The following is a 26,511-nucleotide window of genomic DNA, read 5'->3' as shown; positions in this document are numbered from 1 at the left end:
TCAAAAGGCAATCGCCCGATTCCCAATCAACACAAAAAAGGGGTTGAGCTTATGACAATCAAAATCGTAGGAAGAAAAACGACCGTAAAAGATTCGTTCCGGGATCGTGTGGAAAAGAAACTTGCGAAATTTGACAAGTTTTTTAACGACGATGCAGAGGCTGTCGTCACTGTCACAAATGAGCGTGACCGTGAAACTGTCGAGGTGACGATTCGCGCACGCGGCATGTATTTCCGTGCGGAGCAGACAACCGGCGATCGTCTTGATTCGCTGGAGGCTGTAGCGGATGCGCTGAGCCGTCAGATTGTCAAAAACAAAAGCAAACTCGAAAAGAAGTGGAAAACCGACACACTTCCGTTGTTTGCGGAAGAAGCAGAAGAGGCTGAGTACGAAGAAACGTATGATATTGTCCGCACAAAACGATTTCCGATTAAGCCGATGAGTGTGGAAGAGGCCATTTTGCAGATGAATTTGCTTGGTCATACGTTTTTCATGTTCCGCAATGCGCACACCAATGAAATCAATCTTGTATATAAACGCAAAAAAGGCGATTATGCTGTCATTGAACCGGATGATGATTAAACATTTATTCAAATTAAAAAGGCTGGTGCACCAGCCTTTTTAATTTGAATAGAGATTTTGCAGTTCTGAAATATTTTTTGAATCAAAATTCAGAAACCAGAGAAAATAGAAAGAAAAACGAAAAATTTAACTGTTTATACACTGTTTTTTGCAAAACAAAGATGTACAAAATTCAAAAAACGTGTATAATGGAAGATATATCAGTCAAAGACTCTGTGTGACTGAAGAACGAAAAAGGAGCTGTTTTGATTTATGAAGATTCGTGTGGGCATTTTTGGATATGGCAATCTCGGCCGCGGCATCGAATGTGCTGTAAAAAATAATGAAGATATGGAGCTGGCTGCTGTTTTTACGCGCCGTGATCCGAAAACTGTTTCGATTTTGACCGAAGGTGTGCCGGTTTATCATGCAGATGATGTGCTGACGCACAAAGATGAAATTGACGTCATGGTGCTTTGCGGCGGATCGGCAACGGATCTTCCGGTTCAGACACCGATGCTCGCAGAGCATTTCAATGTAGTTGATAGTTTTGATACACATGCAAAAATTCCGGAGCACTTTGCTAATGTAGACGCAGCAAGCAAAAAAGGAAATACCGTTTCGCTGATTTCCGCAGGCTGGGATCCGGGCATGTTCTCGCTGAATCGTCTGTATGCAAATGCAGTGCTTCCGAACGGCGCAGATTATACCTTCTGGGGAAAAGGCGTCAGCCAGGGACATTCTGACGCGATTCGCAGAATTGAGGGTGTCGCAGATGCTCGCCAGTACACTGTTCCGGTGGAAAGTGCGCTGGAAGCTGTTCGCAGCGGTGCAAACCCAACACTGACAACACGTGAAAAACATACCAGAGAATGCTACGTCGTAGCAAAAGAAGGCGCAGATCTTGCAAAAATCGAAAAAGAAATCAAAGAGATGCCGAACTATTTTGCTGATTACGATACAACGGTTCATTTCATTTCCAAAGAAGAACTTCAGAAAAACCATGCATCGCTTCCGCATGGCGGCTTTGTGATTCGTACCGGAAAGACAGGATTCAATCAAGAAAACAATCACTTGATCGAATACCGTTTAAAACTCGATTCCAATCCGGAATTTACTGCTTCTGTTATCGCAGCTTATGTGCGTGCGGTGTATCGTTTGGCAAGCGCCAAAGATGTGGGCTGCAAAACCGTTTTTGACATTGCACCGGCACTGCTCAGCCCGATGGATGGCGAAACACTGCGCCGCACAATGCTGTAAAGCAAGGAATTAAATAATCAAAACACAGGACGGATAGGGGGATTTGCTGTGAACATATTATTTATCGGAAACAGTCATACATATTATCATGACATGCCGCAGATATTTAAAAGAATTTGTGAAAAAAATGAGATTGCGGTTTCTGTGACGATGCTGGCACATGGCGGAAAAGGTTTCATGTTCCATGTTGACGAGCCGGAAGTTCGGTTTAATATTCTGTTTGGCGGTTACGATTATGTGATTTTGCAGCACACAGCACATCCCATGGGCGATCTTTCGCAAATGAAAGAGGGCGCCTCGCGGTTGATTGCGTGGATTCGCCAAGCAGGTGCTACCCCTGTTTTATACATGACCTGGCAGGCAAAACGATATGGATATGCCGAGCAAAAACCGATGACAGATGCATATTTGCATTTGGCCGAAAATCACGGGTGCGCTGTTGCGCCGGTGGGAGAGGTTTGGTGGAATTTCATTGCACAGAATCCGGAGATTCCGCTGTTTTCTGACGACGGTGAACATGCAAATGCAATGGGGGCGCGTCTTGCGGCATATACGATTGCCGAAACTATTTTCCCATCAAAAATCCACAGCGTGTTAGAGGAAGATCAGCTGATTTTACACGCAATTAAAACAACGAATACAGGAAAAGAGAGTGAGCGATGAATCGTCAGTCAAACAAGCGAACACATCCATCTGCTGCGTTCCGTAAAACGGTGCGCCGCGATGACGGAAAATGCCCGGTCTATCGTCGGTGCGGCGGATGCCAGATCCAGAACATGTCGTATGGACGTCAGCTTGAATTCAAACAAAATGCAGTCGAAAAATTGCTTGGGCGATTCGGACACGTACAGCCGATTATTGGAATGGAGCATCCGTATCATTATCGGAATAAGGTGCAGGCAGCTTTTTCGATTGACCGCAATAATCGGATTATTTCGGGCGTGTATCAATCGAGCACGCATCGGATTGTGCCGATTGACAGCTGTTTAATCGAAGACGAGAAAGCGGATGAGATCATTGTATCTATCCGGAAAATGATGCGTTCGTTTAAGATGACGGCGTATGATGAGCGCAATGAACGCGGATTTTTGCGTCATGTGCTGGTCAAACGCGGATTCGCTACGAATCAGATTATGGTTGTTTTGGTTGCGACATCTCCGATTTTTGCGGCGAAAAAACATTTTGTGAAAGCATTGCTTGAAAAATATCCGGAGATCACCACGATTGTGCTGAATATCAATCAAAAGCATACAAGTATGGTGCTTGGTGATCGCGAAATGGTGCTGTACGGCCCGGGATATATCGAAGATGTGCTGTGCGGATGCATATTCCGGATTTCTGCGAAATCATTTTATCAGATCAATCCGGTGCAGACTAAAATTTTGTATGAAACAGCCGTTTCATATGCGCAGCTGACCGGAACAGAAACGGTGATTGATGCGTACTGCGGCATCGGAACAATCGGAATGGTTGCGAGCAAAGCGGCCGGGCAGGTGATCGGTGTCGAAGTGAACCGTGATGCTGTTCGGGATGCAATCGCAAATGCGAAGCGAAACGAAATTAAAAATATTTATTTCCACAATGCTGATGCGGGAGAATTTATGGTACAGATGGCGCATGAAGGTGCGCACGCAGATGTTGTGCTGATGGACCCGCCGCGTGCGGGAAGTGATGAAGCGTTTCTTTCGTCGGTAGTGACGCTTGCGCCGCGCCGTGTGGTGTATATTTCCTGCAATCCGCAAACGCTTGCACGAGATCTTGAATTTCTTGTAAAGCACGGATACAAAGTGCGCAGAATGCAGCCGGTTGATATGTTCCCGCACACGTCACATACAGAGTGTGTGGTGGAAATTGAAAAAGAATCTGTTTGATTGTTGTATATGGTCACTGTTTATCTAAAAAATATAGTTATCAGTAAGATGCTTGTTTCGTTTATATGAACAAGCATCTTTTTCTTTTAGAAAAATACAAGAAATAGACATTTCATGTTTTATTAAATAGACGATCAATTCGATTGTGTAAAGGTACACAATAATTATTATTGAAATTTGTGCAAAAAGATATATAACATTTTGTTTACATTCCATCACAAATATGATAAAATGAAATTGCGAAGAAATATATGGATGATTTAACTGATACTGATCTGATTACATTGACAACTGCATGAAAGACAATCCCATCATACGTTTTACGGAGGTGACTGCAATGAAACGCTTTCTTACTGTGTTTTGTGCAATGATCTGCATAATCAGTTGATGTTCTTATCAGGATACGGGTGGCAGATTATATTGCGATTTCAAATAAACATAATTTAAAAACACTTTATTTATGTTTTGATTGAATAAAATATTTTTTAAACCCTATTTACATTTTACAATATTTGTGTTATAATGAAAACATAAAGAAAAATGTATTTAGCACATGCATTTGATAGATGGCGGTAATCATGTATGTGTTATATAAAGGACGTCCTTATCATTCAAAACTCCGCTGAAACATTTATTTTTTTACAAAAAAGGAGGTATTCACAATGAAACGAAAAATGGTCAAAAAATTGATTTGCACAGTTCTCACATTCACCCTTGTTTTCTGTACAGTAGCAATGTTTCCAAGTGCGGCTTCGGCAGAGCCGGGTGATCCATCGAGTTTTTCTCTGAGGATTGGCAGCTATTCATTTACAGGAAGAGTATCAGCCAATACATCTAAAACACAGGCAAGTGCAACATCCTCCTATGGGATAAAGGCATCTGTGTTGCGTGCGTCCGTAACACTATATTATTCATATACGAAACCAGGATCAATGCCGCCTGAAACTGGTTATGGTAACGCATATGGAACATATAGTAATAACAATGTAACAAGTGTATCTGCATCTGCAATCTATAATAAAAGTTATCCAAACTATAGTGCATTGCATGCAGACGGCGAACATTATATGTATTATAGCGGCACTTCCTCTACGCAAACCACACGTATAAATTTGTAAGTAGCTATAGCAGAGAAGGAGTGAAACTTCCATGGTTCAAGCAGCAAAACGAGGATTATGTTTTCTCTGCTTGATTGGCATCCTGACAGTTTTGTCAGGATGCCAATCAATGGATTATACCGCCCTTCCTGACAGCTATAACAAGGAAACGGATTATCCATATTTAAGCTGTTCCACAACGAGCAATATGTTTTCAGTTGCCCAAACAGAACAGGGAATCTATTTTGTGGGCGGAGATTTTTTATATTTCCTGGATACACAGACAAAGAAGGCAGTGATTGTCTGTGACCGGCCGGATTGCAGACATGATCAGGAAACAGATCCTGAATTATTAGCACAATGCAACGGCTATTTAGGGTCCGATGTTCTCCCGTTTGTACAGCTTTATGAAGATGCGTTGTATACAATAACGATTGATATGGAAGAGATGGATCCAATGAATCCTCTTTCATCGTTTGAAAGAAGAGTGCTTACGAAGATTTCAAAGGACGGCGTGAATCGTGAACAGATTTGCCCCATCCGAGTGGGCAGCAGTTCGACCGAAAATTTATTGATTCATCGCGGGTATGTTTACTATGATGTGTATAAAGCGGATTCGAAAGTTGAATTGTATCGTGTACCGCTCGATAAATCCGACACGGAACCCGAACTGTTTTTCTCAAAAATAGGATATTCGATCGACGTTTTCGCTTATGGAAGCCATGTATATGTGGGCTTGCTGCTTCCGCCAGAGGATGACGTATTTTGTGGAGAACTGTATGACTGCAGCTTAGTCACCGGCGAAACGGTTTTGATCGGTGAGGATATTGTGGTGGATGGCTTTTGGAAGGATCAGCTTTTGATTCGATCAAATGCATACAACATCGTGGACTATTCAAAAGTTTCTTATCAGCTGCTGAATCGGAAAACATATGAATGCACGCCGTTTTTGTCGTTGTCTGCGCCGCAAAAGGATTTTGGAATCGGTTCCGATCTGGATGAACAATATTTTTATGAGCGCACAATTCCACTGTATGGAACACAGGCATATGAGCAGGCACAACAGCAAGCACAGGAGAAATACGGCACACCGGAAGCACTGAATGATTATTACCCCTCAACCCTCACGGTGCGGGATCAAGATCAGAATGCACTTCAGACGATTGACACGTCGTTTTTGTCGAATGGATTTGCTTTTGTCCCTGGATTTGGGGAATACGGTCTGATATGGGACTTGAAACGTGCAACAGAACAGGCTTGTTTCATTTATTTGCTTGATAAGAACAATGCGTTTTCTATTACACCGGTTCTTACCTATGCGTGTGAGTGGTGACGACGCGGGGTGTTTTTGCAGTGATGATTTTTCAGGTGGAGGTGACTGCAATGAAACGAGCACGACGGATTTTTAGTTTATTTCTTTGTTTCTCTTTGATGTTCACGTTTTCTGGGTGTAAACCGAACTATGACTCCCTCCCTGACAGCTACAACAATAAAACGGATTATCCCTATTCATTTATTTCAACAAATGAAGTCGCAATCACGCCTGCCGAAAACGGATACTACTATGTTGAAGGAAATTTTTTGTTTTTTTAGATAGTACATCAAAAGAGGTAGCGGTTGTGTGTAATCGTCCTGAATGCAAACATCAGTATGAAACCAATTCACAAGAGATTTGGAAGTGCGATGGCTATCTGGGCGGCGCAACATTTTGTAATGTGCAGGTATATGAGGACGCCGTGTATGCACTGACAAGCGGTTCGACAGAAAATGATGTGCTCGATTTGGGTACAGGAGATAAACTCACAAAAATCTCGCTGGACGGCACAAAGCGTGAGGATATTCGGCCGGTCTCTATCACATACGGCGGCTCAGCACAACCGCTTCGGATCCATCGCGGTTATGCGTATTATATTGAGATCAGCAAAGGGGGACAAGCGTTATATCGATTCCCGCTTGATGATCCGCAGACAAAAGTCGAAATGGTTTACAGTGTAGACGGTAGTATCGGTAAGTTTATTCCATATGGGAATCATGTTTATATTCAAGCAGAAGGGGATATTCTCGATTACTCGATCACAGAGAATCAGGTGTATCTGTTGAAAGAAAAATATTCTTTAGGTGGAATTTATAAAGATCAACTGCTGGTTCGATCAAATGATCACCCCATTGAAGAACCACCTACCGGTGAATATGAATTGCTTGACCGAAATACAAAGGAGCTCTCACCGTTTATTTCTTTGAATACAAAGGATAGTTCTGATGTTGTGTATCTTGATACGGACAGCAAACAGTTTTTTGAGTGGCGCATTTCGTTTGCAGACGTTTTTGGTGAAAATTATGTAGAAGCACCGACGTATCAATTCTCTGTTTTGGATGAACAGGGAACTATCCAGTTTTCATCTCCGGTTTCTTTGCTAAGAAACAATGTTATTGTATTTGCACCCGGAGATGAACGGTTTGCATTTGTAGAGTCAGTTGATTACTATGAAACCGGAAATGTGATGCTCGATCTGATTGACAAAGAAAACGGCTTTGCACGCATAAATGTATTCACTTGCAATGACAAACTATTGAATCCGGACGTTTCTTCTTTAGAATAACAGGAAATCGTCATGAAAACAAACACCGGCAGAGAATCGGGTGTTGCATGTACGCTGCTTGATTGGCATCCTGACGCTCAATGTCGGGGTGCCAATTTGCTGATCTGAGGAGGTGTTTTGCATGCAGTTTGGCTATGAACTTTATAAGCTTGCGACCAAAAAAATGTTTTATCTGTTTTTGGCAATCGTTTTAGTGGGAAACGGTGTGCTGTTTTTCATAAGCCGGCAGGATTCCTTTTTGATAGATGAAATTCTGCCGCGTTACCGGGAAATCCTTGCGGAATATGAGGGCCTTTCCACTGAAGAAACGATTGATCGTCTGCGGGAGGTTGAAACAAAGCTCGATGCCTATTCGCAGATTTTGGGTGTTTCCGGAATCCCGGATGAAGCACAGCGCCAGCAGCAGCTCGACGAGCTCCAAAAACAGTTTCCAAAAGAATATGATGATTATGTAAAGCATCCCGAGCAGGTCAAGGCTTTGCAGCAGGATGAGTTCGTATACCGGCGATTGATTCAAGAGGCGAATTACATCGAAGGCTTTGATGAGTCCATCGATAACATCAAGGCGCAGGCGGAAAAGATGCAGCAAATCAGCATCTTTGGGCAAAAGGGTACGTTTTCGTATAACAATATCATGAAAACGCCGGAAGATTTTGCGCCGCTCCGTTCGCTTCCGTTATCGTTCGGTGATTCAACGGGACTTACTGCGGCGTCTACTTTCCGCATCACAGACGGATTACTGCTTTTGTTTTCGTTCTTTCTGTGTTTTCTGCTCTTTTTGCAAGAGAAAGAAAGCGGACTGTTTACACTGCTGCGTACAGCAAAAAACGGGCGCGCGCGCCTTGCGGGAGCAAAACTGCTGTCAGCTGTGCTGATTGTTTTCATCGTAAGCCTTATTTGTTACGGCACTATCTTTGCAAGTGCCGCGTATATATACGGCGGATTCGGTGATCTTTCCCGCTATGTGCAGTCGATGCAGGCGTTTTCACGCTGTACGATTCCGATGACGGTCGGACAGTATATCATCGTATTTTTGCTCAGCAAAGCGGCGGCGATGCTGCTGATCACACTTCTGTTTGCGGCAGTTTTCAGCCTTTCTTCCTCGAGCGGGCAAGCGTATGTATTGATTGGCATTGTTATATGCATAAACTTTGTTACATACCTGCTCATTCCGCCGTATTCCTATTTGAATCTCTTCAAATATATGAACTTTTTCGAACTGACCGATACATATGCGCTGTATGCACAGTATCAAAACATCAACTTATTTACATTGCCGGTAGACCGCGTACTGTTCTCGTATGGATTTTCTGCGTGTCTGGCTGTTTTGTCGGTGGCAGGAATTTTTTTAGTCTTTGTGAAAGGAATAAAACTGCGCGGCGCTGCATTTTTGCAAAAAGCATCCGACCGGATTGCGCGTTTGCTTGCACGGGTTCGCAAAAGCAGCCGGCTGTTTTCTCATGAGCTGTTTAAGCTGTTGATCGGCGGAAAAGCGGCTGTTTTGCTGCTTGCGGTCATATTGCTGACGATATACGGCTTGCGTCAGACGGAGCTTTTCCTATATACGCAGGAGCAGGTGTATGTGGAATACGCAAATACACTGGCGGGTGCGTTAAATGATCAAAAAATTCAGTATATCGAAGCAGAACGTGCTTCACTGGATGCGATCGGTGAGGAAATCAGCGCGTTATATGAAAAAGCCGCACTGGGCGAAATTTCAAGCCAAGATGCAGAAATTCAGGCAACACTGCTGCGCAATCGGCAGCAGGAAAAGGAAGAACCACTCCGCGTGATCGAACAGCAGTCTGCATATCTGCAAACACTCAAAGAAACGCGCGGAATCACCGGTGCGTTTGTAAACGTGCGGTATACAAAAGAATTTTTTGATCGTCCGGAAAGCGGTCAGGTGACGTCGATTCTCTATATTTTCCTGCTGATTTTTGCCGCAAGCTATCTTGTGTCCTATGAATATCAAACGGGGATGGTGCGTATTGTGACGGCGGCAAAACACGGAAAACGACGGCTGTTTTTCACAAAATATGGTGTGTTATTCCTGTTTGCGATTGTTTTGTGGGCTGTGCTTTACAGCAGAGAACTGATTGATATGATGCGCTTTTTCCCGATTGGAGATCTAAACGTTCCGATTCAAAGTATAGAGCAATTTTCAGAAATTCCGGTTTCCATGAGTATCGGTACTTATCTGTTCTGCTTGTATGGGTTGCGGTTGTTTGGCGGATTGATTGTCTGTGCATTCACGTTGTCGCTCTCTGTGTTTCGGATTCGCCGGGCATTTTTGATTCTCATTTCGTCGGCGGTCTTTTTGCTGCCGATGCTGTTTGAAATGCTTGGACTGTTCTCGCTGTTGTCATTCACAGCAAACGGGCTGTTTTGCTTAAACGAAATCTCTGCATTGCCGGACGGCTTTTTCACGGCGATTATAGAAGCGATTGTATTTGCGTTGCTGTGCGGCGCGTTTGGTCTGGCGGCTAAACGCAGATTCTGCAACGAATAAGAAGGAGGTGGCGTGATGGAACTCACGATTTCGCATATCAGCAAGACGTATAAAAAAGGCGGTGTAAAGGCGCTTGATGATTTTCATGCCATACTGACACCGGGTGTATACGGCTTTTTAGGCCCAAACGGTGCAGGCAAATCGACGTTGATGAATATTATTACGGACAATCTCACGCCGGACAGCGGAGAAGTGTTGTTTGACGGGAAAAATACCCGTGCACTCGGAAAAATGTTTCGTGCACGGGTTGGCTATATGCCGCAGCAGCAGGGTCTTTACGATGATTTTTCGGCGGTTCGGTTTTTGTGGTATATGGCGGCGGTCAAAGGCATCCCGAGAAAAGAAGCAAAGCCGCGGATTGAACAGCTTCTCACACTTGTGAATTTGAAAGAATCCGCACACAAAAAGCTTGGTACATTTTCGGGCGGTATGAAGCAGCGGATTCTGATTGCACAAGCACTGTTAAACGATCCGGACATTTTGATTCTTGACGAGCCGACCGCCGGACTTGATCCGAAAGAACGCATCCGTATCCGGAACTTTATCAGTGAGATTGCACAGAACAAGATTGTCATTCTCGCGACGCATGTGGTGTCGGATATTGAGTTTATTGCCAAGGAAATTATGCTCATTAAAAAGGGAAAACTGCTCCTGCTTGATACGCCGGCACATATTATCGACAGCATGACCGGCAAGGTGTTTTCAGCGTTGATTTCACTTGACGAGCTTTCGGCTGCACAAAAACAATATCGAATCAGCAATATTGCAAATGAAAATGATCAGATCTGTGTGCGCATCGTGAGTGATACAATACCCGAATATGCGCAGATCACACCGGTTAAGCCGACGCTCGAAGACGTGTATCTTTATTATTTCGCAGACCAATAAAAATTTATATTTGTTGGAATACCAACAGATTTTTTGCGTAATATATTGTATCATGTCGATGTAAGGTCAATTAGGCATGAAAAAAAGGAGCGATTTCAATGATTCGAAAAATTATTTCAATAGACGAAGAAAAATGCAATGGATGCGGTGCATGTGCTGCGGCATGCCATGAAGGCGCCATCGGTATGGTTGACGGAAAAGCAAAGCTTTTGCGTGATGATTACTGTGACGGATTGGGTGATTGTCTGCCGGCTTGTCCGACAGGTGCCATCACATTTGTTGAACGTGAAGCAGCGGCTTATGATGAGCAGGCGGTGATGGAAAACAAAAAGAAACAAGCTTCGAATGCTTGCAGCATACATGCAGGCTGTCCCGGACATCAGGCAAAGAAGCTGAGTCCTTTGGCATATTCTGTGTCTGAAACCGTTCATCCGGCAGTTTCTTCTCAGCTTGGACAGTGGCCCTGTCAAATTAAGCTTGTACCGGTAAACGCGCCGTATTTTGAGGGTGCAAAGCTTTTGATTGCAGCGGATTGTACTGCGTTTGCATATGCGAATCTCCACAATGATTTTATGAAAGGGAAAATCACGCTGATCGGATGTCCGAAACTCGACAGTGTTGATTACAGCGAAAAACTGACGGAGATTATCAAAAGAAACCAAATTCAGAGCGTGACAATCGTTCGTATGGAAGTGCCGTGCTGCGGCGGACTTGAGAATGCGGTGAAAAAAGCGCTTCAGAACAGCGGAAAATTTATTCCGTGGCAGGTTGTGACGATTTCGGTGGATGGAAAAATCCTTGAGTCGTAAATTGCTTCTATGAAAGAATAACAATGTATCCTCTTGTGGTTTTGTATTTGTTTTAAAAAACGGGCATACTGTTTTTATCTGATAAATACAAAAGGAGAGATGCATCCGATGTGCACTGCACTGACGTTTTCAAACGGAGATTTTTATTTCGGACGAAATATGGACATTGCACATTCATTTGGGGAGCAGGTGGTGATTACACCGCGCCGCTTTCCGATTCAGACAAAACGGCTTCCAACGATAAACCAGCATTATGCGATGATTGGAATGGCGAACGTCACAAACGGCACGCCGCTTTATGCAGAGGCTATAAGTGAAACAGGGCTGTGCATGGCTGGGCTATTCTTTTCGGAGAATGCATCCTATCAAACAGATGAAGAAATCAAAGGAAAACCGCTTGCACCGTATGAGCTTATTCCGTATCTGCTTGGGTGCTGCGCAAATGTGGACGAGGTCAAACGAATGCTGTCTGACATTTCGGTGATTGCCGTGCCGTTTTGTGAAGAATTGCCGCTTGCGCCTTTGCATTGGATTGTGGCGGATGAAACGTCTTGCATTGTCCTGGAACCGTCAAACGGCAGGCTTTCTGTATACGATAATCCGTATGGCGTGCTGACAAACAATCCGCCGTTTCCGTTTCACAGAGAAAACATTCGGCAGTATCTGCATCTGTCCGCTGCGTTTCCTGAAAATCAGTTTGATGAGCATCTTGCACTTTCGCCGTTCGGTGAGGGGATGGGCGCGATCGGCATTCCGGGTGATGCGTCTCCGGCATCTCGGTTTGTAAAGGCTTTGTTTTGCAAATGCAACAGTGTATGCGATCAAACGGAAAGCGCATGTGTGTCACAGGTGTTTCATATACTGGATGCAGTGGCAATGGTGCGCGGCTGTGTCCGGACGAAACGCAAAGAGTTCGATCTGACGACATATTCCTGCTGTGTGAATGTGTCAAAAGGGATCTATTATTATAAAACGTATGAAAACAATCAGATCACAGCCGTTTCAATGGTTTCGCATGTGAATGAAACGAATCTTTGCACCTATAAACTTCGGGGAGAACAGCAAATCTATTGGGAAGCATAATAAATCAGGGCAGGAACAAACTTGTTCCTGCCCTGATTATTTTTTGGATGATCAGCTGTTTGTCAAAAGCTCGATGGTGTTTTGATACAGCGTTACGGGATCTTTTAAGAAGTTTCGTTTAATCAGTTCGGCTTGAATACGGTCGGGCGCATAAAGCGTCAGTTCCATCAAGTCAAACGACGTGTCATGAATCGTGCATGTAACGGAAAATCCATTGGTGACAGGTGTGATGCGAACTTCGTTTTCACGCTCGTATTTTTTTCGTGCAAGCAGCTGCATCGCTGTCTGCACAACGTTGTCGCGGATAGATTTTGGAAGTGAACGCGACAGCCGCCGTGCCGTTTCTGCACCAAGCGGATTTAAGGTGTAAACGCCCGATTCTTCATCTGACTGTTTTTCGATGTGATGACTTTCGGAGAGCTCTTCGATTGCTTCACAAAAGCTGAAGTAATTGACAATCTGTCCGTCTGCAAAAATTTCATGCAGCTGTTCTTTTGTAAAAGGGGATTCCACAACAGACATCAAATAGCAGATGAGAATTTTGATTTGATATTTATCGGTCATACCGCCTCTGCCGATGCCCGGGACAACAGCTTCTCGATCAATCATAAATAAGCCTCCTTTCTACTTTTTAAATATACCATAAATATTTTAGAAAGAAAAGGCTTGTTTTTTGCAGATCAATCGTTTTAAAGAGGGTCAGATGCCGAATGTTTTGGTGAGCGGGTCTTTGAATAAGGCGATCTGCGGCGGATAAAACGTGAAAAACACCATAGAAGCAGCAATCACCAAAATTGCGATGACTGAGAACACGTTCCATGCTGTCGAGGTGAATCGATCGCTTGCAATCGTACGGAATATCACAAAATAAGAAACAAATGTGCCTAAGATAAATGAGAAAATATCAAGCACCATAAAGTTTGTTCCGATAATGCCGGTATACGTGTAGAAAAAAGCGGTGATGGTAAGCGTGCCTGTAAGAATAGCGAAAAGCAAGGCGGGGAAAATGTTTTGAAAATGACTGCGGTGTCGAATAAAACCGATGATTCCAAAGAGCAAAAGCGGTGTGATCAGCAGCTTTAAGTGTTCAAATGTACTTTCATTCACTGCGCTGAAGGTTCCGACCCAAGCCATATTTCCGCTCCATTCGTAGACAAAGTGGAGCAGTGTACCGGCTAAAATTGTGCCGGCACAAAGGAGAAGAAAATGCCAAATGTATTTTTTTATCACACAATCCCTCTTTTCTGTGTTTGTAGTATATGCCGCTTTATGAATTGTTATTCTGCGCGGATATTATAAAAAGATAATTGATAAATATTTTTGCGCAAACAGTCGTTTTTCTTGCATGAAATTTTGTTCTATGATATAATTATACGGATATACAGAGTATGGAGAAAAGAATGAGAATTTTAGGAATTGATCCTGGCTATGCGATTGTCGGATATGGTGTGGTTGAGTATTTTCAGGCGCGGTTTACAACGCTTGCGTACGGTGCAATCACCACGACGCCTGACGAACCGTTTGAAAGACGTCTTTTGAAAATTTATGAAGAAACAAAAGAACTTCTAATTCGTCATCGTCCCGATGCAGTCGCGATTGAAAAGCTGTTTTTTTACAATAATAAAACAACCGGTATCGACGTTGCACAGGCACGCGGTGTCATTTTGCTTGCCTGCGCACAGTGCGGCGTGCCGAACTATGAATATACGCCGATGCAGGTGAAACAGGCGGTCGTCGGCTACGGAAAAGCACAAAAAATCCAGGTGATGGAGATGACAAAGCGGCTTTTGCGTCTTTCGTCGGTGCCAAAGCCGGATGATACCGCAGATGCATTGGCGGTTGCGGTTTGTCATGCACACAGTGCATCATCAAGATTGTTGGAACAGGCAATGCGGGCAAAAGGAGGAATTACCGTTGATCTACAGCGTAAGCGGAACACTGGCATTCGTTGAACAAAATCATGTAGTGATTGAATGCGGCGGAATCGGATATTCGATCAAAACCTCTATGATGACGATTTCCAAACTGCCCGCAATCGGCGAGCAGGTAAAGCTTTTTACACATCTTGCCGTAAAAGAAGATGCGATTGATTTATACGGGTTTTACGATGAAGCGGAACGCACGATGTTTAAGCTGCTGATTGGCGTTTCGGGTGTTGGTCCGAAAGGCGCTGTTTCTGTTCTTTCGAATCTTTCGCCGGAGCGGTTTGCGCTTGCGGTGGCATCCGGTGATGCAAAGGCAATTCGTGCGCCGGGCATCGGTCCGAAAACGGCGGAACGTATTGTTTTGGAACTTCGGGATAAAGTATCAAAAGAGCAGGCGGCAAGCGGTATTACCGGTGCGGAGCTTCCCGTACCTGCGGCGGGTGTGCAGGCGAATGCAGCAGAAGCCATCAGCGCGCTCGAAGTGCTTGGCTATGCGCGTGCCGAGGCAACCAATGCTGTTTCTTCGCTGGATGGCAGCCTTTCGGTTGAGGAGCTCATCAAACGCGGCTTAAAAGCACTGGCAGGAAAGGTGTAACACAGTATGTTTTATGAAGAAGAGGATTGCGGATTCGAGGAGCGGTTAAGCGCACCGGAATTCACATCGAATGATATTGACACCGAATATTCACTCCGGCCGAAAACGCTCAGCGAATATATCGGGCAGGAAAAGGTGAAAGAAAACCTTTCGATTTATATTGAAGCGGCAAAAGCGCGCGGCGATTCGCTTGACCATGTGTTGTTGTACGGCCCGCCCGGACTTGGTAAAACGACATTGTCGGCGATTATCGCGAATGAAATGAACGTCAATCTCCGTGTAACTTCCGGACCGGCGATCGAAAAGCCCGGCGACTTGGCGGCGATTCTCACGGGACTCAACGCAAATGATGTGCTGTTTATCGACGAGATTCACCGGCTTTCGCGTTCGGTTGAAGAGGTGCTTTATCCGGCAATGGAGGATTTTGCGATCGACATTGTCATCGGAAAAGGACCGTCTGCCCGTTCGATTCGAATTGATCTGCCGCATTTTACGCTGATCGGTGCAACGACGCGTGCAGGACAGCTCACTTCGCCGCTGCGTGACCGATTTGGCGTGCTGTTTCGGCTGGAGCTTTATTCTCCGAAGGAACTTGCGGAGATTATCACGCGCAGTGCAAGCATTCTTGAGATTCCGTGTGAATATGATGGAGCGTTTGAACTTGCAAAACGGTCGCGCGGAACGCCGCGTATTGCCAACCGGTTATTAAAACGGGTGCGGGATTTTGCACAGGTGCTGGGCGACGGCGCGATTACAAAAGAAATTGTTTCGGTTGCTTTGTCAAAGCTTGAGATTGATGAACTCGGCCTTGACTTGGTTGACCGGAGAATGCTTCGGATGATTATTCAAAATTATAAAGGCGGGCCGGTTGGTCTTGAAACATTGGCAGCAGCACTCGGCGAAGAGGCGGTGACACTTGAGGACGTGTATGAACCGTATCTGATGCAGCTCGGCTTTTTGGCGCGTACGCCGAGAGGCCGCTGTGCAACGCCGCTTGCGTATGCACATTTGGGGATTTTAGAGGAAGGGCAGCAGTTATCTTTTTAATTTGAATAGAGTAAAAGGAGCGATTTACTATGGGAAGATTGTTTGGAACAGACGGCGCACGCGGTGTTGCGAACACAGAGCTCACCTGCGAACTGGCGATGCAGATCGGAAGAGCGGCAGCAGTTGTATTGACAAAGCATACCCATCATAAACCGCGCATTCTGATCGCAAAAGATACGCGTATTTCTTCGGAAATGCTGGAGGCGGCACTCGCAGCAGGACTTTGTTCCGTCGGCGCGGATGCCGTGTGCCTTGGTGTGATTCCGACGCCTGCAACCTCTTATCTTGTGGAAAAATACAAAGCCGATGCCGGCGTGATGATTTCGGCATCGCACAATCCTGTGGAGTTCAACGGCATTAAACTGTTCAGCTCCTCCGGCTATAAACTGCCCGATGAACTGGAGGCAGAGATCGAAGCGCTCATTCTCGATACACCGCAGGACATCACGTTAAAATCGGGCGTTGAGCTCGGACGAATTTCCTCCTGTGCAGACGCCAGAAACGATTATATTGAGCATCTGTGCTCCACCGTTTCATCTCGGTTTGACGGCATGCGGATCGCGCTCGACTGTGCAAACGGAAGTGCGAGTGCAACGGCAAAAACGCTGTTTGAATCACTCGGTGCCGATGTGGTGGTGCTGAGCGCTGAGCCAAACGGCGAGAATATCAACAAAGACTGTGGTTCCACTCATATGGGCGCGCTTTGTGACTATGTCAAAACGCACGACGATATCATGGGCGGCTTTGCGTTTGACGGCGATGCAGATCGCTGTCTGGCAGTGGACGAAAACGGCAAACAAATCGACGGTGATCAGATTATTGCGGCATTTGCAAAGTATATGAAAGCAAACGGCACGCTCAAAAAAGATACGGCAGTGCTTACCGTCATGTCAAACTTCGGCATGCGGGCGTTTGCAAAAAAAGAGGGCATTTCGCTTGCCACCACAGCGGTTGGCGACCGTTATGTGCTTGAGGAGATGCTCAAAAACGGTTATAATCTTGGCGGCGAGGACTCCGGTCACATTATTTTGTCCGACTATGCAAACACCGGCGACGGACAGCTCACTGCGATTCAGTTTTTGCAGATTGCAAAAGAAACCGGTCTTGCATTTTCTGAGATTGCCGCGGCAATGACAAAATCGCCGCAGGTGATGCGTTCGGTTCACGCAAGCGCACAGGCACGCAAGGAGTATAAAGACCATCCGGCAGTGCAGGAATCTATTAAAGAGGCGGAAAATGCCCTCGGAGAAACCGGACGGGTGCTTGTCCGTGCATCTGGAACAGAGCCGCTCATTCGTGTGATGCTCGAAGGAACAGACGAAGAAAAGATCAAGGAGTATTGTGACGCGATTTGCAGCGTTATTGAGGAGAGTTTTTAATTCATGCGTTTTGTAAACGACTTTACAGATTATGAAATGATTGATACAAGCGGCGGGGAGAAGCTTGAACGCTGGGGGAGCCATGTACTGGTTCGGCCCGATCCGCAGATCATCTGGAATACAAAAAAAGAACATCCGCTTTGGAAGCGTGCCGATGCGCGCTATCATCGGTCGAACAAAGGCGGCGGACAGTGGGAGTTTTTCAAAACACTTCCCGAAAGCTGGACGGTGTCGTATCGTTCGCTCAACTTCCGTATTCGCCCGACCGGATTTAAGCACACAGGACTTTTCCCGGAGCAGGCAGTCAACTGGGCGCTTTTGATGGATACAATCAAAAATACCGGTCGTCCGCTTAAAGTGCTCAACTTGTTTGCATATACGGGCGGTGCAACGCTTGCATGTGCCGCAGCCGGCGCAGAAGTGTGTCATGTTGACGCATCGAAAGGTATGGTCGCTTGGGCGCGGGAAAATGCGGCACTTTCGAATCTTTCCGACCGTCCGATCCGTTGGATTGTCGATGACTGTGAAAAGTTTGTTGCGCGCGAAATTAAACGCGGCAAACGCTACGATATCGTCATCATGGACCCGCCGTCTTATGGACGGGGTCCCGGCGGCGAGGTCTGGAAGCTTGAAGATCAGATTTATCAGATGGTCGATCTGTGTTCCGGCGTGCTTTCGGATGATCCGGCGCTTTTCTTGCTCAATTCCTATACAACCGGACTGCCGCCGTCTGTTATGCAGTACTTATTGGGTGTAACAATCCAGAAGAAATTCGGCGGAAGCGTGTCAGCAGAGGAAATCGGTTTGCCGGTCACACAGAGCGGGCTTGTTTTGCCGTGCGGTTCGACGGCAATTTGGAAAGCAGAAAAGTAAAGGATAGAATATGAGCGATTTAATAGAGTTTAAACACGTTTCTTTTTCCTATCATCAAATGGAGGAAGAATCAGAGCCGATTCCGGTTCTCCATGATGTGAACCTTTCGGTGAAAAAAGGGGAATTTGTGGCGGTTCTCGGCCATAACGGTTCGGGAAAATCGACGCTTGCGAAGCACATCAATGCTATTTTACAGCCGACTGAAGGCGTTGTCTATGTCGACGCGATCGACACACGCGATGATAATATGATTTTTGAAATTCGCCAGCATGTGGGCATGGTGTTTCAGAATCCGGATAATCAGATTGTTGCAACGATCGTTGAAGAAGATGTGGCATTTGCACTTGAAAATTTAGGTGTTGAACCAAAAGAAATCCGCACGCGTGTCGATGCGGCTTTAAAAGACGTTGGCATGTTTGCTTATCGGGAACACGCACCGCACCAGCTTTCGGGCGGTCAGAAACAGCGTGTTGCCATTGCCGGGATCATTGCGATGAACCCGGACTGCATTGTATTGGACGAGCCTACCGCAATGCTTGACCCGCACGGCCGCCGTGAAGTATTAAAAACGATCCAGCGGCTCAACAAAGAACATGACACAACTGTCATTTTGATTACGCACTTTATGGATGAAGCTGCTTCGGCTGATCGTGTTGTTGTAGTAGACGGCGGAAAAGTGCTGATGGACGATGTGCCGAAGGCTGTTTTTTTGCAGGTGGAGCGTATGAAAGAAATCGGCTTGGATGTGCCGCAGGTGACGGAGCTTGCTTATGAACTCAACAAAGCAGGCGTTCCGTTTGCGCCGGATGTATTGACAGTGGAAGAATTCGCAGCAGAATTCAAACGAATGATGGAGGCGTAAACGGTGGCAATCATTAAAACAGAGCATTTAACACATTTATACGGGAAAGGAACGCCGTTTGAAAAAGCCGCCATTCATGACGTTAATTTAGAGATTGAAGAAGGCGAGCTGGTTGGTGTCATTGGACATACCGGTTCCGGAAAATCGACACTCATTCAGCATTTGAACGGTCTGTTAAAGCCCACTTCCGGTCATATTTATATTGATGACACTGATATTTTTGAAAATACGCAGATTCTTCAGAAAACGCGTTTTAAAGTGGGCCTTGTGTTCCAGTATCCGGAATATCAGCTGTTTGAGGAAACCGTCGAAAAGGATATCGCGTTTGGCCCGAAAAACTTAGGGTTTACCGAGGAACAGATCAATGAAGCCGTTTCACATGCAATGGAATGTGTCGGACTCTCTGATAAGTTCCGCAAAAAAAGTCCGTTTGAGCTTTCGGGCGGTCAAAAACGGCGTGTGGCGATTGCAGGCGTCATTGCAATGCGTCCGAAAGTGCTGATTTTGGACGAGCCGACCGCCGGACTTGATCCAAAAGGTCGGGATACCATCCTGAATTTGATTTCGGACTATCATCGTGCTGAAAAAAATACGGTGCTGCTTGTATCGCACAGTATGGAGGATGTCGCAAGATACTGTTCCAAAGTACTGGTGATGAATCAGGGAAGTGTGTTTTCATATGGTACGGTGGCCGAAACGTTTTCGCGTGCGGATGAGATTGAGCAGATCGGTTTGTCCGTGCCGCAGGTGACACGGCTGTTCTCGCTTTTGTCCAAAGAGGGATTTGAAGCCGGCGAAGAAGTTTATACGATTGCACGTGCAAAGGAAATTCTTTTGCAGAAGTTTTTACAAAAAGGGGGAACGAACGATGTTATCTGATATTACCATCGGGCAGTTTTTCCCCGGAAAATCAATTGTGCACCGGATTGACCCGCGTGCAAAAATTTTATTGGTGCTTGCATTCATTATCGTGCTGTTTATTGTCAGAAACCCGGTTTCATTTTTATTGATCGCTGTGTTTTTGATTGGCGCATATATCATTGCAAAAATTCCTGCGAACGCAATTTGGCGCGGCGTCAAACCGATTTTGCCGCTGATTGCCTTTACTTCGATTTTGAATCTCTTTTTCGTAGACGGCGAACCGCTTGTTCACTGGTGGATTTTCAAAATCACAGCGGAAGGCATTTCAGTTGCGGTTCTGATGGCAATTCGTATCGTGTGTTTGATTATCGGATCGCTGCTGCTGACCTATACCACCTCGCCGATTGCGCTCACCGATGCGATTGAACGGTTGTTAAAGCCGCTTAAGGTGATTCGCTTTCCGGTGCATGAGATGGCAATGATGATGACGATTGCGCTTCGGTTTATTCCGACATTGCTTGAGGAAACCGACAAAATCATGTCTGCGCAGAAAGCACGCGGTGCTGATTTGGAAACCGGCAGCATTGTAAAACGTGCAAAAGCGCTGATTCCGATTCTCATTCCGCTGTTTGTTTCTGCATTTCGCCGTGCAGAAGATTTGGCGCTTGCGATGGAATGCCGCTGTTATCGCGGCGGTGAAGGACGTACGCGCATGAAACAGCTTTATTTTTCGCGGTTGGATGCGGCTGCTGCATCTGTGACAGGCGTTTTGTTTGCTGCCGCGATTCTTTTGGATATCTTTTTGCCAAAGTTTATTTGACAGGAGGAGCTATGACAAAAAATCTATTGGTTCAGATCGCATATCGCGGAACAAACTATCATGGATTTCAGTTTCAGACGAATGCATTATCAATCACAGAAGTGGTGCAGGATAAAATCGAACAGGTATTCGGACGGCGGGAGCCAATCATCGGTTGTTCCCGTACGGATGCAGGCGTTCATGCAAACAGCTGCTTTTTCAGTATGAAAACAGACGTTCCGTTTCCGACACATAAATTTCCCGAGGTGTTAAACCGTATTCTTCCAAAGGATATTGTTGTCCTCTCCTGCAAGGAAGTGCCGCTTGATTTTCATGCGCGTTACTGCTGCAAGGGAAAAGAATATCTCTATCGAATCTATAATAATCCGGTGAAAGATCCGTTTTTGTCCGACTTGGCACTGCACTGCAAATTTCCGCTTGATTGTGCACGGATGGAAGAAAACGCGAAGCCGCTCATTGGCACACATGATTTCACATCGTTTTGCAATCCGAACCATAAAGAAGGAATGTCAACCATTCGTACAATTTCGGAGCTTCGGTTTATCCGAGAAGGGGATATGGTCACAATGAAAATCCATGCAGACGGATTTTTATATAATATGGTACGTATTATTGTGGGAACCTTGCTCGAGATGGAGGAAGGACGAATCGCACATGGCAGAATGGAGGAGATCCTGCATCTGCTCGATCGTTCCAAAGCAGGGCGGACTGCGCCGCCGTATGGCTTATATCTCAATCGTGTTGATTACTGAAAGAAGGTGATTGTTTGGCTGAGATTCAGAATCTGGAAGCATATCGAAAACAAAAAAAGCAGCAGCATCGGCGCAAGCGATGGATTTATGCTGCGTGTGTGCTTGCTGCAGCGTGTATTCTTGCAGGTGTAGTGATGATTCTGCCGGCTGGGACAATCTCCCGGCTGTTTGACGGCGGAGATGAACAGTTTCCGCTCACGTTGACAGGCGAACAGCCTACAGATATTTGCACGATGCAGAATGGTTTTGTTGTCTTGTCAAAATCGTCGCTGACGCTTTATCATATGGATGGAACAGTGCGCAAAGAGCAGTTCCACGGTTATACAAATCCTGTACTCTGCAAGCAAAACGACATGCTTTTGCTGTATGACCGCGGCGGTACAGCATTTTTCACAATGGACGGTTCCGGAAATATCTCAGAGCAGAAAACTGATTTTTCGATTTTATGCGGACAGATCGCAAAAGACGGCAGTATTGCCATTGCTACCACACACGATCAATATGCATCGTATGTGCAGGTATATGACAAAAAGCTTGCCCTCAAATATTGGTTTGGCGCAGCGGCGGATACGTTTTCATCGCTTGCGTTTTCTGCAGACAGCCGTTACCTTTCCGCATGCGCGATTGATACGTCAGAAGGTCTGTTCTGTGCAGAAATCTATCGTTTGGATACACAGACGGAAGCACAGGCTTCCATTCAAACCGTTTATGATATGCTGCCGCTTTCCATTTCATATCTGGATGCACAAACGATTGCAGTCGTCGGAAAAGACAGTGTCGCAGTGCTGCAGGATGGAAAACAGGAAGCGCGGTATACGTATGAGGGTGAATTGGTTCAGATGTCATGCGATTTGCCGAATGTAGTGACGGTTGTGACGGAAATCCAGCAAAATGGCATTTCGCAGATCACTTCCATTGGTAAAAACGGAACAGTTACTGCATCTGCACAAGTAGAAGAGGTTCCGACTGATCTTGATGTATCGAATGATCAGCTTGTTTTTCTCGGCAGTGAAGGGTTTTATGTATTTGATCGAACACTGAAACAGACAAAACAAATTGATCTGCCGCATTCAGTTCAGAAGATTGCATGCAATCAGACAGCAGTCATTCTATTGAGCGGTGAAGTCATTCAAAAGTATTATATCAGCTAAAAAACGGAGGATGTTATGCAGATTGGTTCAATTGTCTTAGATCTCCTTATGGTTGCGATCTTTTTCCTGATTGTGATTTCATCATATCGGAAAGGTTTTTTAAAAACAGTAACACTGGCAGCCGGCACACTTGTTTCGTTTGTTTTGGCATTTTGGCTGAGCGGTTATGCGGCTGATTTTGTTTTTGTAACGTTTGTTCGTCCGTCTGTACTGCAAAGTATCAATGAAGCGATTGTTTCATCCGGTGCATCGGCGACAGTATCGTCCGTTTTGCCGGCTGTCATCGCTGCAATTCCTGCGTTTTTCTTAAATCCGGTATTGGCGCAGGTTGGCTCTCAAGAAGCACTGATCGAGCAGATCAGCAGTCAAACAAATGTGACAATCGACAATTTAAGCAGTGTTATTACCGATAATGTGCTCGAACCGATTGTGTGTACACTTTTGCAAATGCTTTTTTGCTTGTTAATTTTCGTTCTTTGCGCTATAATAATAAGAGCACTCGCTTCTGTGTTTGGCGCAGTGCGGAAAATTCCTGTTGTCGGAACCCTCAATGCAGTATTGGGCGCCGGCGTAGGTGTGGTATTTGCTGTTTTGGTGCTTTTCCTGCTTGGAATTGCAGGATCGCTGTTTATTGCACTTTCAGCAGGCGGCGTTTCGTGGTTTAATCAGGAAATAATTGACCAAAGTTTCGTCTATCGATTCTTTTTCGGTTTGTTCCATATTTAAAAGAGGGTGTTTTTTATGACCATACCAAATATACTTTCTTGTTTTCGAATTGTTTTGATTCCGGTGTTTGTCTGGCAATACATAAACGTTCCGGATGATCAAATTGCGCTGTGGCCGATTTTGATTTTAATATTGTCGGGTATCACAGATATTCTGGATGGTTTTATTGCACGTCGGTTCAATATGATTTCTGATCTTGGAAAAATGCTTGATCCGGTTGCAGACAAGCTGACACAAGCCGCTGTCATTGGCTGTTTAATGTTTCGGTTTCCGGAGCTTATGATCCTGTTTGTCGTATATGTCATCAAAGAACTTGCAATGATGATCGGCGGATTGGTGATGCTCAAAGGGAAAAAGAAACGTGTTCCGTATGCAAAATGGTATGGAAAGATTTCTACATTCGAAATGTATTTCGCAATGGCGCTGCTTTTGGTATTTCCGGCCATCGGAAAGCATCCGGTTGGAATTTGGACGATTATTGCAGTTTCCATGTTCCTTGTGATTTTTGCGCTTGCAAAATATCTGATGGACTATTTGAAAACACCTGCAAGTGAGGGAGAATCAAAATGATTTGTAGTAAATGCAAAAAACGTCCGGCTGTTGTATTTGTACAGCGGATGGAAAACGGAAAACCAATCAGTGAAGGCCTTTGCTGGGTGTGTGCAAAAGAAGCAGGTTTGCCTCAGGCTGAGCAGATTATGAAACAGATGGGCATTACCGACGAAGAAATGGAAGCGATGAGCCAACAGCTGATGGAATTGGCTGATGGTGATTCGTTTGAACCGGGCGGAGCCGGAACCATGCCCGACTTTTTGCAGAATTTGTTCGGGGGTGCGAATCCGCTTGCGCAAAGCGAACCCGAATCCCGAACAGAAAAAAATGAAGATTCCAAAGGAAAAGATAAAAAGAAATATAAGTTTTTGGAATCCTATTGCACCAATCTGTGTGAAAAAGCACGAAACGGTCAGCTTGACAGAATCATCGGACGTGATCAGGAGATCTATCGTGTCATTCAGATTTTAAGCCGCAGAACAAAGAACAATCCTTGCTTGATCGGCGAACCGGGTGTCGGTAAAACGGCGATTGCAGAAGGCATTGCACAGCGGATCGTTTCCGGTGATGTACCGTTCCATCTGCAGGGAAAAGAACTGTATCTGTTGGATATGACCGCAATGGTTGCCGGAACACAGTTCCGCGGTCAGTTTGAAAGCCGCGTGAAAGGCTTAATCGATGATATCAAAGCGGCCGGCAATATCATTTTGTTTATCGACGAAGTGCATACACTGATTGGAACCGGTGACTCCGAAGGATCGATGAGTGCGGCGAATATTATGAAACCGGCGCTTTCCCGCGGTGAGATTCAGGTGATTGGCGCAACAACGTTCAATGAATACCGCAAAAATATCGAAAAGGATTCTGCACTGGAACGCCGATTCCAGCCGGTGACTATCAAAGAACCGTCGATTGATGATTCGATTGAAGTGCTGCGCGGAATCAAGCAGTATTATGAACAGCACCATCATGTAAAAGTTTCCGATGAGATTATCAAGCTTTCCGTCATCTGGTCAGAACGGTATATTTCAGATCGGTTTTTGCCGGATAAAGCGATCGATTTGCTCGATGAAGCATGTGCATGTGCATCCCTTGCAAGCAAGGAGCTTGCGGATTATGCAAAGCTGAATGAACAGCTTCATACACTCACCAAAGAGGAAACAGAATTAAGCGAAGCGGCGGAGAATCCGAATTTTGAACGAATTGCACAGGTGAAAGCAGAGCTCATCCGTGTGAAAGAGGAATTAAAACCGCTCGAAGCGGCGATTCAGAATATTCCGGTTACAGTTTCTGATCTTGCAAAGGTCATTGAACTGAGCACCGGTATTCCTGCAAATAAAGTGGCAGAGGATGATTATCAGAAGATCATTCATTTGGAAGAACAGCTGAACAGCCGAATTATCGGTCAGCCGGAAGCGGTCAACCAGGTAGTGCGTGCAATCAAACGCAGCCGCTTGCAGCTTTCGACCAAAAAACGTCCGGCATCGTTTATCTTTGTCGGTCCGACCGGTGTCGGAAAAACAGAGCTTGTCAAAGTATTGTCAGCTGCACTGTTTGATTCCGTTGACCCGGTATTGCGCTTTGATATGTCCGAATTTATGGAGAAGCATACGGTTGCACGTTTGATCGGCGCACCTCCCGGATATGTAGGGTACGATGAAGCCGGTCAGCTTACTGAAAAAGTACGCAGAAGACCGTATTCGGTTGTTTTGTTCGATGAAATCGAAAAAGCACATCCGGATGTCATGAATATTCTGCTGCAAATCCTTGATGAGGGACGCATCAGCGATGCACAGGGCCGTGAAGTCAATTTTGAAAACACAGTCATTGTTATGACTTCGAATGCAGGCTCGGGTGAAAAGAGCGCATTGGTTGGATTCAATCGGACGGCGAACGAAATCGACAAAGAAAAAGCGATGAATGCGCTGTCGATGTTCCTGCGGCCGGAATTTTTAGGCCGTGTGGATGAAGTGATCGTATTTAATCGGCTCACACTTGATAATCTTGCAGAGATTTCGGGTATACTATTAGAGGAATTGGCACAGGCGCTCAAAGAGAAAAATATCCGCTTGTGCTATGATGACAACGCAAAGAGAAAAATCGCAGAACTTGCAGGCGGCGGAAAATATAATGCGCGTGATCTTCGGAAGGTGATTCGTCATGAGATCGAAGATCCAATTGCACAGTATCTGATTGATCATTTTGCAGATCGCGTGGAAGCAATTTCCGTTACTGCAGATGACGCGCTCCGTTTGACATTCATGTGATTCTTTTTGCGAATTTTTGA

General features: G+C 45.4%; 26 protein-coding genes. 24 read left to right on the top strand and 2 right to left on the bottom strand.

Annotated features, from left to right (window positions below):
• Positions 1-51 precede the first annotated feature (51 nt).
• The 11 genes from hpf to bsh all read left to right on the top strand — a co-directional run bounded on the left by hpf (position 52) and on the right by bsh (position 12,681).
• Positions 52-582, top strand: a complete 531-nt coding sequence (gene hpf / locus H6A12_RS01210; protein WP_204443943.1) for a ribosome hibernation-promoting factor, HPF/YfiA family — start codon at positions 52-54, stop codon at positions 580-582.
• A 252-nt stretch (positions 583-834) separates the two neighbouring features.
• Positions 835-1,821, top strand: a complete 987-nt coding sequence (locus H6A12_RS01205) for a diaminopimelate dehydrogenase (RefSeq protein ID WP_204443941.1) — start codon at positions 835-837, stop codon at positions 1,819-1,821.
• Positions 1,822-1,869: 48 nt separating this feature from the next.
• Positions 1,870-2,484 carry an SGNH/GDSL hydrolase family protein gene (locus H6A12_RS01200; RefSeq protein ID WP_204443939.1) on the top strand — a complete coding sequence of 205 codons (615 nt, stop codon included), beginning with the start codon at positions 1,870-1,872 and terminating at the stop codon, positions 2,482-2,484.
• Positions 2,481-3,692 carry a 23S rRNA (uracil(1939)-C(5))-methyltransferase RlmD gene (gene rlmD / locus H6A12_RS01195; protein ID WP_204443937.1) on the top strand — a complete coding sequence of 404 codons (1,212 nt, stop codon included), beginning with the start codon at positions 2,481-2,483 and terminating at the stop codon, positions 3,690-3,692. Before H6A12_RS01200 ends, rlmD begins: the two co-directional genes overlap by 4 nt.
• Positions 3,693-4,354: 662 nt before the next feature.
• On the top strand, positions 4,355-4,810 hold the full coding sequence (locus H6A12_RS01190; RefSeq protein ID WP_204443935.1) for a hypothetical protein: 456 nt from the start codon (positions 4,355-4,357) through the stop codon (positions 4,808-4,810).
• Between the two features lie 109 nt (positions 4,811-4,919).
• Entirely contained in the window at positions 4,920-6,122 is a 1,203-nt protein-coding gene (locus H6A12_RS01185) for a hypothetical protein (RefSeq protein WP_204443933.1), read from the top strand.
• Between the two features lie 286 nt (positions 6,123-6,408).
• Positions 6,409-7,389, top strand: a complete 981-nt coding sequence (locus H6A12_RS01180) for a hypothetical protein (RefSeq protein ID WP_204443931.1) — start codon at positions 6,409-6,411, stop codon at positions 7,387-7,389.
• A 121-nt stretch (positions 7,390-7,510) separates the two neighbouring features.
• Positions 7,511-9,901 carry a FlxA-like family protein gene (locus H6A12_RS01175; protein WP_204443929.1) on the top strand — a complete coding sequence of 797 codons (2,391 nt, stop codon included), beginning with the start codon at positions 7,511-7,513 and terminating at the stop codon, positions 9,899-9,901.
• Between the two features lie 15 nt (positions 9,902-9,916).
• Positions 9,917-10,789, top strand: a complete 873-nt coding sequence (locus H6A12_RS01170) for an ABC transporter ATP-binding protein (protein WP_204443927.1) — start codon at positions 9,917-9,919, stop codon at positions 10,787-10,789.
• Positions 10,790-10,887: 98 nt separating this feature from the next.
• The gene (locus H6A12_RS01165) at positions 10,888-11,598 is read left to right on the top strand and encodes an ATP-binding protein (RefSeq protein ID WP_204443924.1); all 711 of its coding nucleotides are present in this window, start codon (positions 10,888-10,890) and stop codon (positions 11,596-11,598) included.
• A 108-nt stretch (positions 11,599-11,706) separates the two neighbouring features.
• Positions 11,707-12,681, top strand: coding sequence for a choloylglycine hydrolase (gene bsh / locus H6A12_RS01160; RefSeq protein ID WP_204443922.1), 975 nt, complete (start codon positions 11,707-11,709; stop codon positions 12,679-12,681).
• A 51-nt stretch (positions 12,682-12,732) separates the two neighbouring features.
• On the opposite strand, the gene H6A12_RS01155 is transcribed toward bsh, so the two are convergent.
• Positions 12,733-13,290 (bottom strand): DUF4364 family protein, encoded by a 558-nt coding sequence (locus tag H6A12_RS01155; protein ID WP_204443914.1) that lies wholly within the window; start codon positions 13,288-13,290, stop codon positions 12,733-12,735.
• A gap of 90 nt (positions 13,291-13,380) precedes the next feature.
• Positions 13,381-13,911, bottom strand: a complete 531-nt coding sequence (locus H6A12_RS01150; RefSeq protein WP_204443898.1) for a DUF6512 family protein — start codon at positions 13,909-13,911, stop codon at positions 13,381-13,383.
• Positions 13,912-14,081: 170 nt separating this feature from the next.
• Between H6A12_RS01150 and ruvC the strand changes: the two genes are divergently transcribed.
• From ruvC to H6A12_RS01085, 13 genes are read left to right on the top strand one after another with little or no spacing between them, the layout of a single operon-like run.
• Positions 14,082-14,633 carry a crossover junction endodeoxyribonuclease RuvC gene (gene ruvC, locus H6A12_RS01145; RefSeq protein WP_204443896.1) on the top strand — a complete coding sequence of 184 codons (552 nt, stop codon included), beginning with the start codon at positions 14,082-14,084 and terminating at the stop codon, positions 14,631-14,633.
• A complete protein-coding gene (gene ruvA / locus H6A12_RS01140; protein ID WP_204443894.1) occupies positions 14,596-15,201 on the top strand; it encodes a Holliday junction branch migration protein RuvA in 606 nt (201 codons plus the stop codon). Before ruvC ends, ruvA begins: the two co-directional genes overlap by 38 nt.
• Before the next feature lie 6 nt (positions 15,202-15,207).
• Positions 15,208-16,248 carry a Holliday junction branch migration DNA helicase RuvB gene (gene ruvB, locus H6A12_RS01135; protein ID WP_204443891.1) on the top strand — a complete coding sequence of 347 codons (1,041 nt, stop codon included), beginning with the start codon at positions 15,208-15,210 and terminating at the stop codon, positions 16,246-16,248.
• A gap of 29 nt (positions 16,249-16,277) precedes the next feature.
• Positions 16,278-17,627 (top strand): phosphoglucosamine mutase, encoded by a 1,350-nt coding sequence (glmM, locus tag H6A12_RS01130; protein ID WP_204443883.1) that lies wholly within the window; start codon positions 16,278-16,280, stop codon positions 17,625-17,627.
• Positions 17,628-17,630: 3 nt separating this feature from the next.
• Positions 17,631-18,500 carry a class I SAM-dependent methyltransferase gene (locus H6A12_RS01125; protein WP_204443881.1) on the top strand — a complete coding sequence of 290 codons (870 nt, stop codon included), beginning with the start codon at positions 17,631-17,633 and terminating at the stop codon, positions 18,498-18,500.
• A gap of 10 nt (positions 18,501-18,510) precedes the next feature.
• The gene (locus H6A12_RS01120) at positions 18,511-19,362 is read left to right on the top strand and encodes an energy-coupling factor transporter ATPase (protein WP_204443879.1); all 852 of its coding nucleotides are present in this window, start codon (positions 18,511-18,513) and stop codon (positions 19,360-19,362) included.
• A gap of 3 nt (positions 19,363-19,365) precedes the next feature.
• Positions 19,366-20,241 carry an energy-coupling factor transporter ATPase gene (locus H6A12_RS01115; protein WP_204443877.1) on the top strand — a complete coding sequence of 292 codons (876 nt, stop codon included), beginning with the start codon at positions 19,366-19,368 and terminating at the stop codon, positions 20,239-20,241.
• Positions 20,231-21,043, top strand: a complete 813-nt coding sequence (locus H6A12_RS01110) for an energy-coupling factor transporter transmembrane component T family protein (RefSeq protein ID WP_204443874.1) — start codon at positions 20,231-20,233, stop codon at positions 21,041-21,043. Before H6A12_RS01115 ends, H6A12_RS01110 begins: the two co-directional genes overlap by 11 nt.
• 11 nt (positions 21,044-21,054) lie before the next feature.
• Positions 21,055-21,795 (top strand): tRNA pseudouridine(38-40) synthase TruA, encoded by a 741-nt coding sequence (gene truA, locus H6A12_RS01105; RefSeq protein WP_204443872.1) that lies wholly within the window; start codon positions 21,055-21,057, stop codon positions 21,793-21,795.
• A 14-nt stretch (positions 21,796-21,809) separates the two neighbouring features.
• Positions 21,810-22,946, top strand: a complete 1,137-nt coding sequence (locus H6A12_RS01100) for a DUF5711 family protein (RefSeq protein ID WP_204443870.1) — start codon at positions 21,810-21,812, stop codon at positions 22,944-22,946.
• 15 nt (positions 22,947-22,961) lie between these two features.
• Positions 22,962-23,672 (top strand): hypothetical protein, encoded by a 711-nt coding sequence (locus tag H6A12_RS01095; RefSeq protein WP_204443867.1) that lies wholly within the window; start codon positions 22,962-22,964, stop codon positions 23,670-23,672.
• 15 nt (positions 23,673-23,687) lie between these two features.
• On the top strand, positions 23,688-24,242 hold the full coding sequence (locus H6A12_RS01090; protein ID WP_204443858.1) for a CDP-alcohol phosphatidyltransferase family protein: 555 nt from the start codon (positions 23,688-23,690) through the stop codon (positions 24,240-24,242).
• Positions 24,239-26,491, top strand: coding sequence for an ATP-dependent Clp protease ATP-binding subunit (locus H6A12_RS01085; protein WP_204443856.1), 2,253 nt, complete (start codon positions 24,239-24,241; stop codon positions 26,489-26,491). The genes H6A12_RS01090 and H6A12_RS01085 overlap by 4 nt, the downstream gene beginning before the upstream one ends.
• The last annotated feature ends 20 nt before the right edge of the window (positions 26,492-26,511 follow it).

Source organism: Merdimmobilis hominis (genome assembly GCF_016901855.1).
GTDB lineage: Bacteria > Bacillota > Clostridia > Oscillospirales > Ruminococcaceae > Paludihabitans.
The sequence above is the reverse complement of the archived record's forward strand: the minus strand, read 5'-3'. Positions and strand labels throughout refer to the sequence as shown.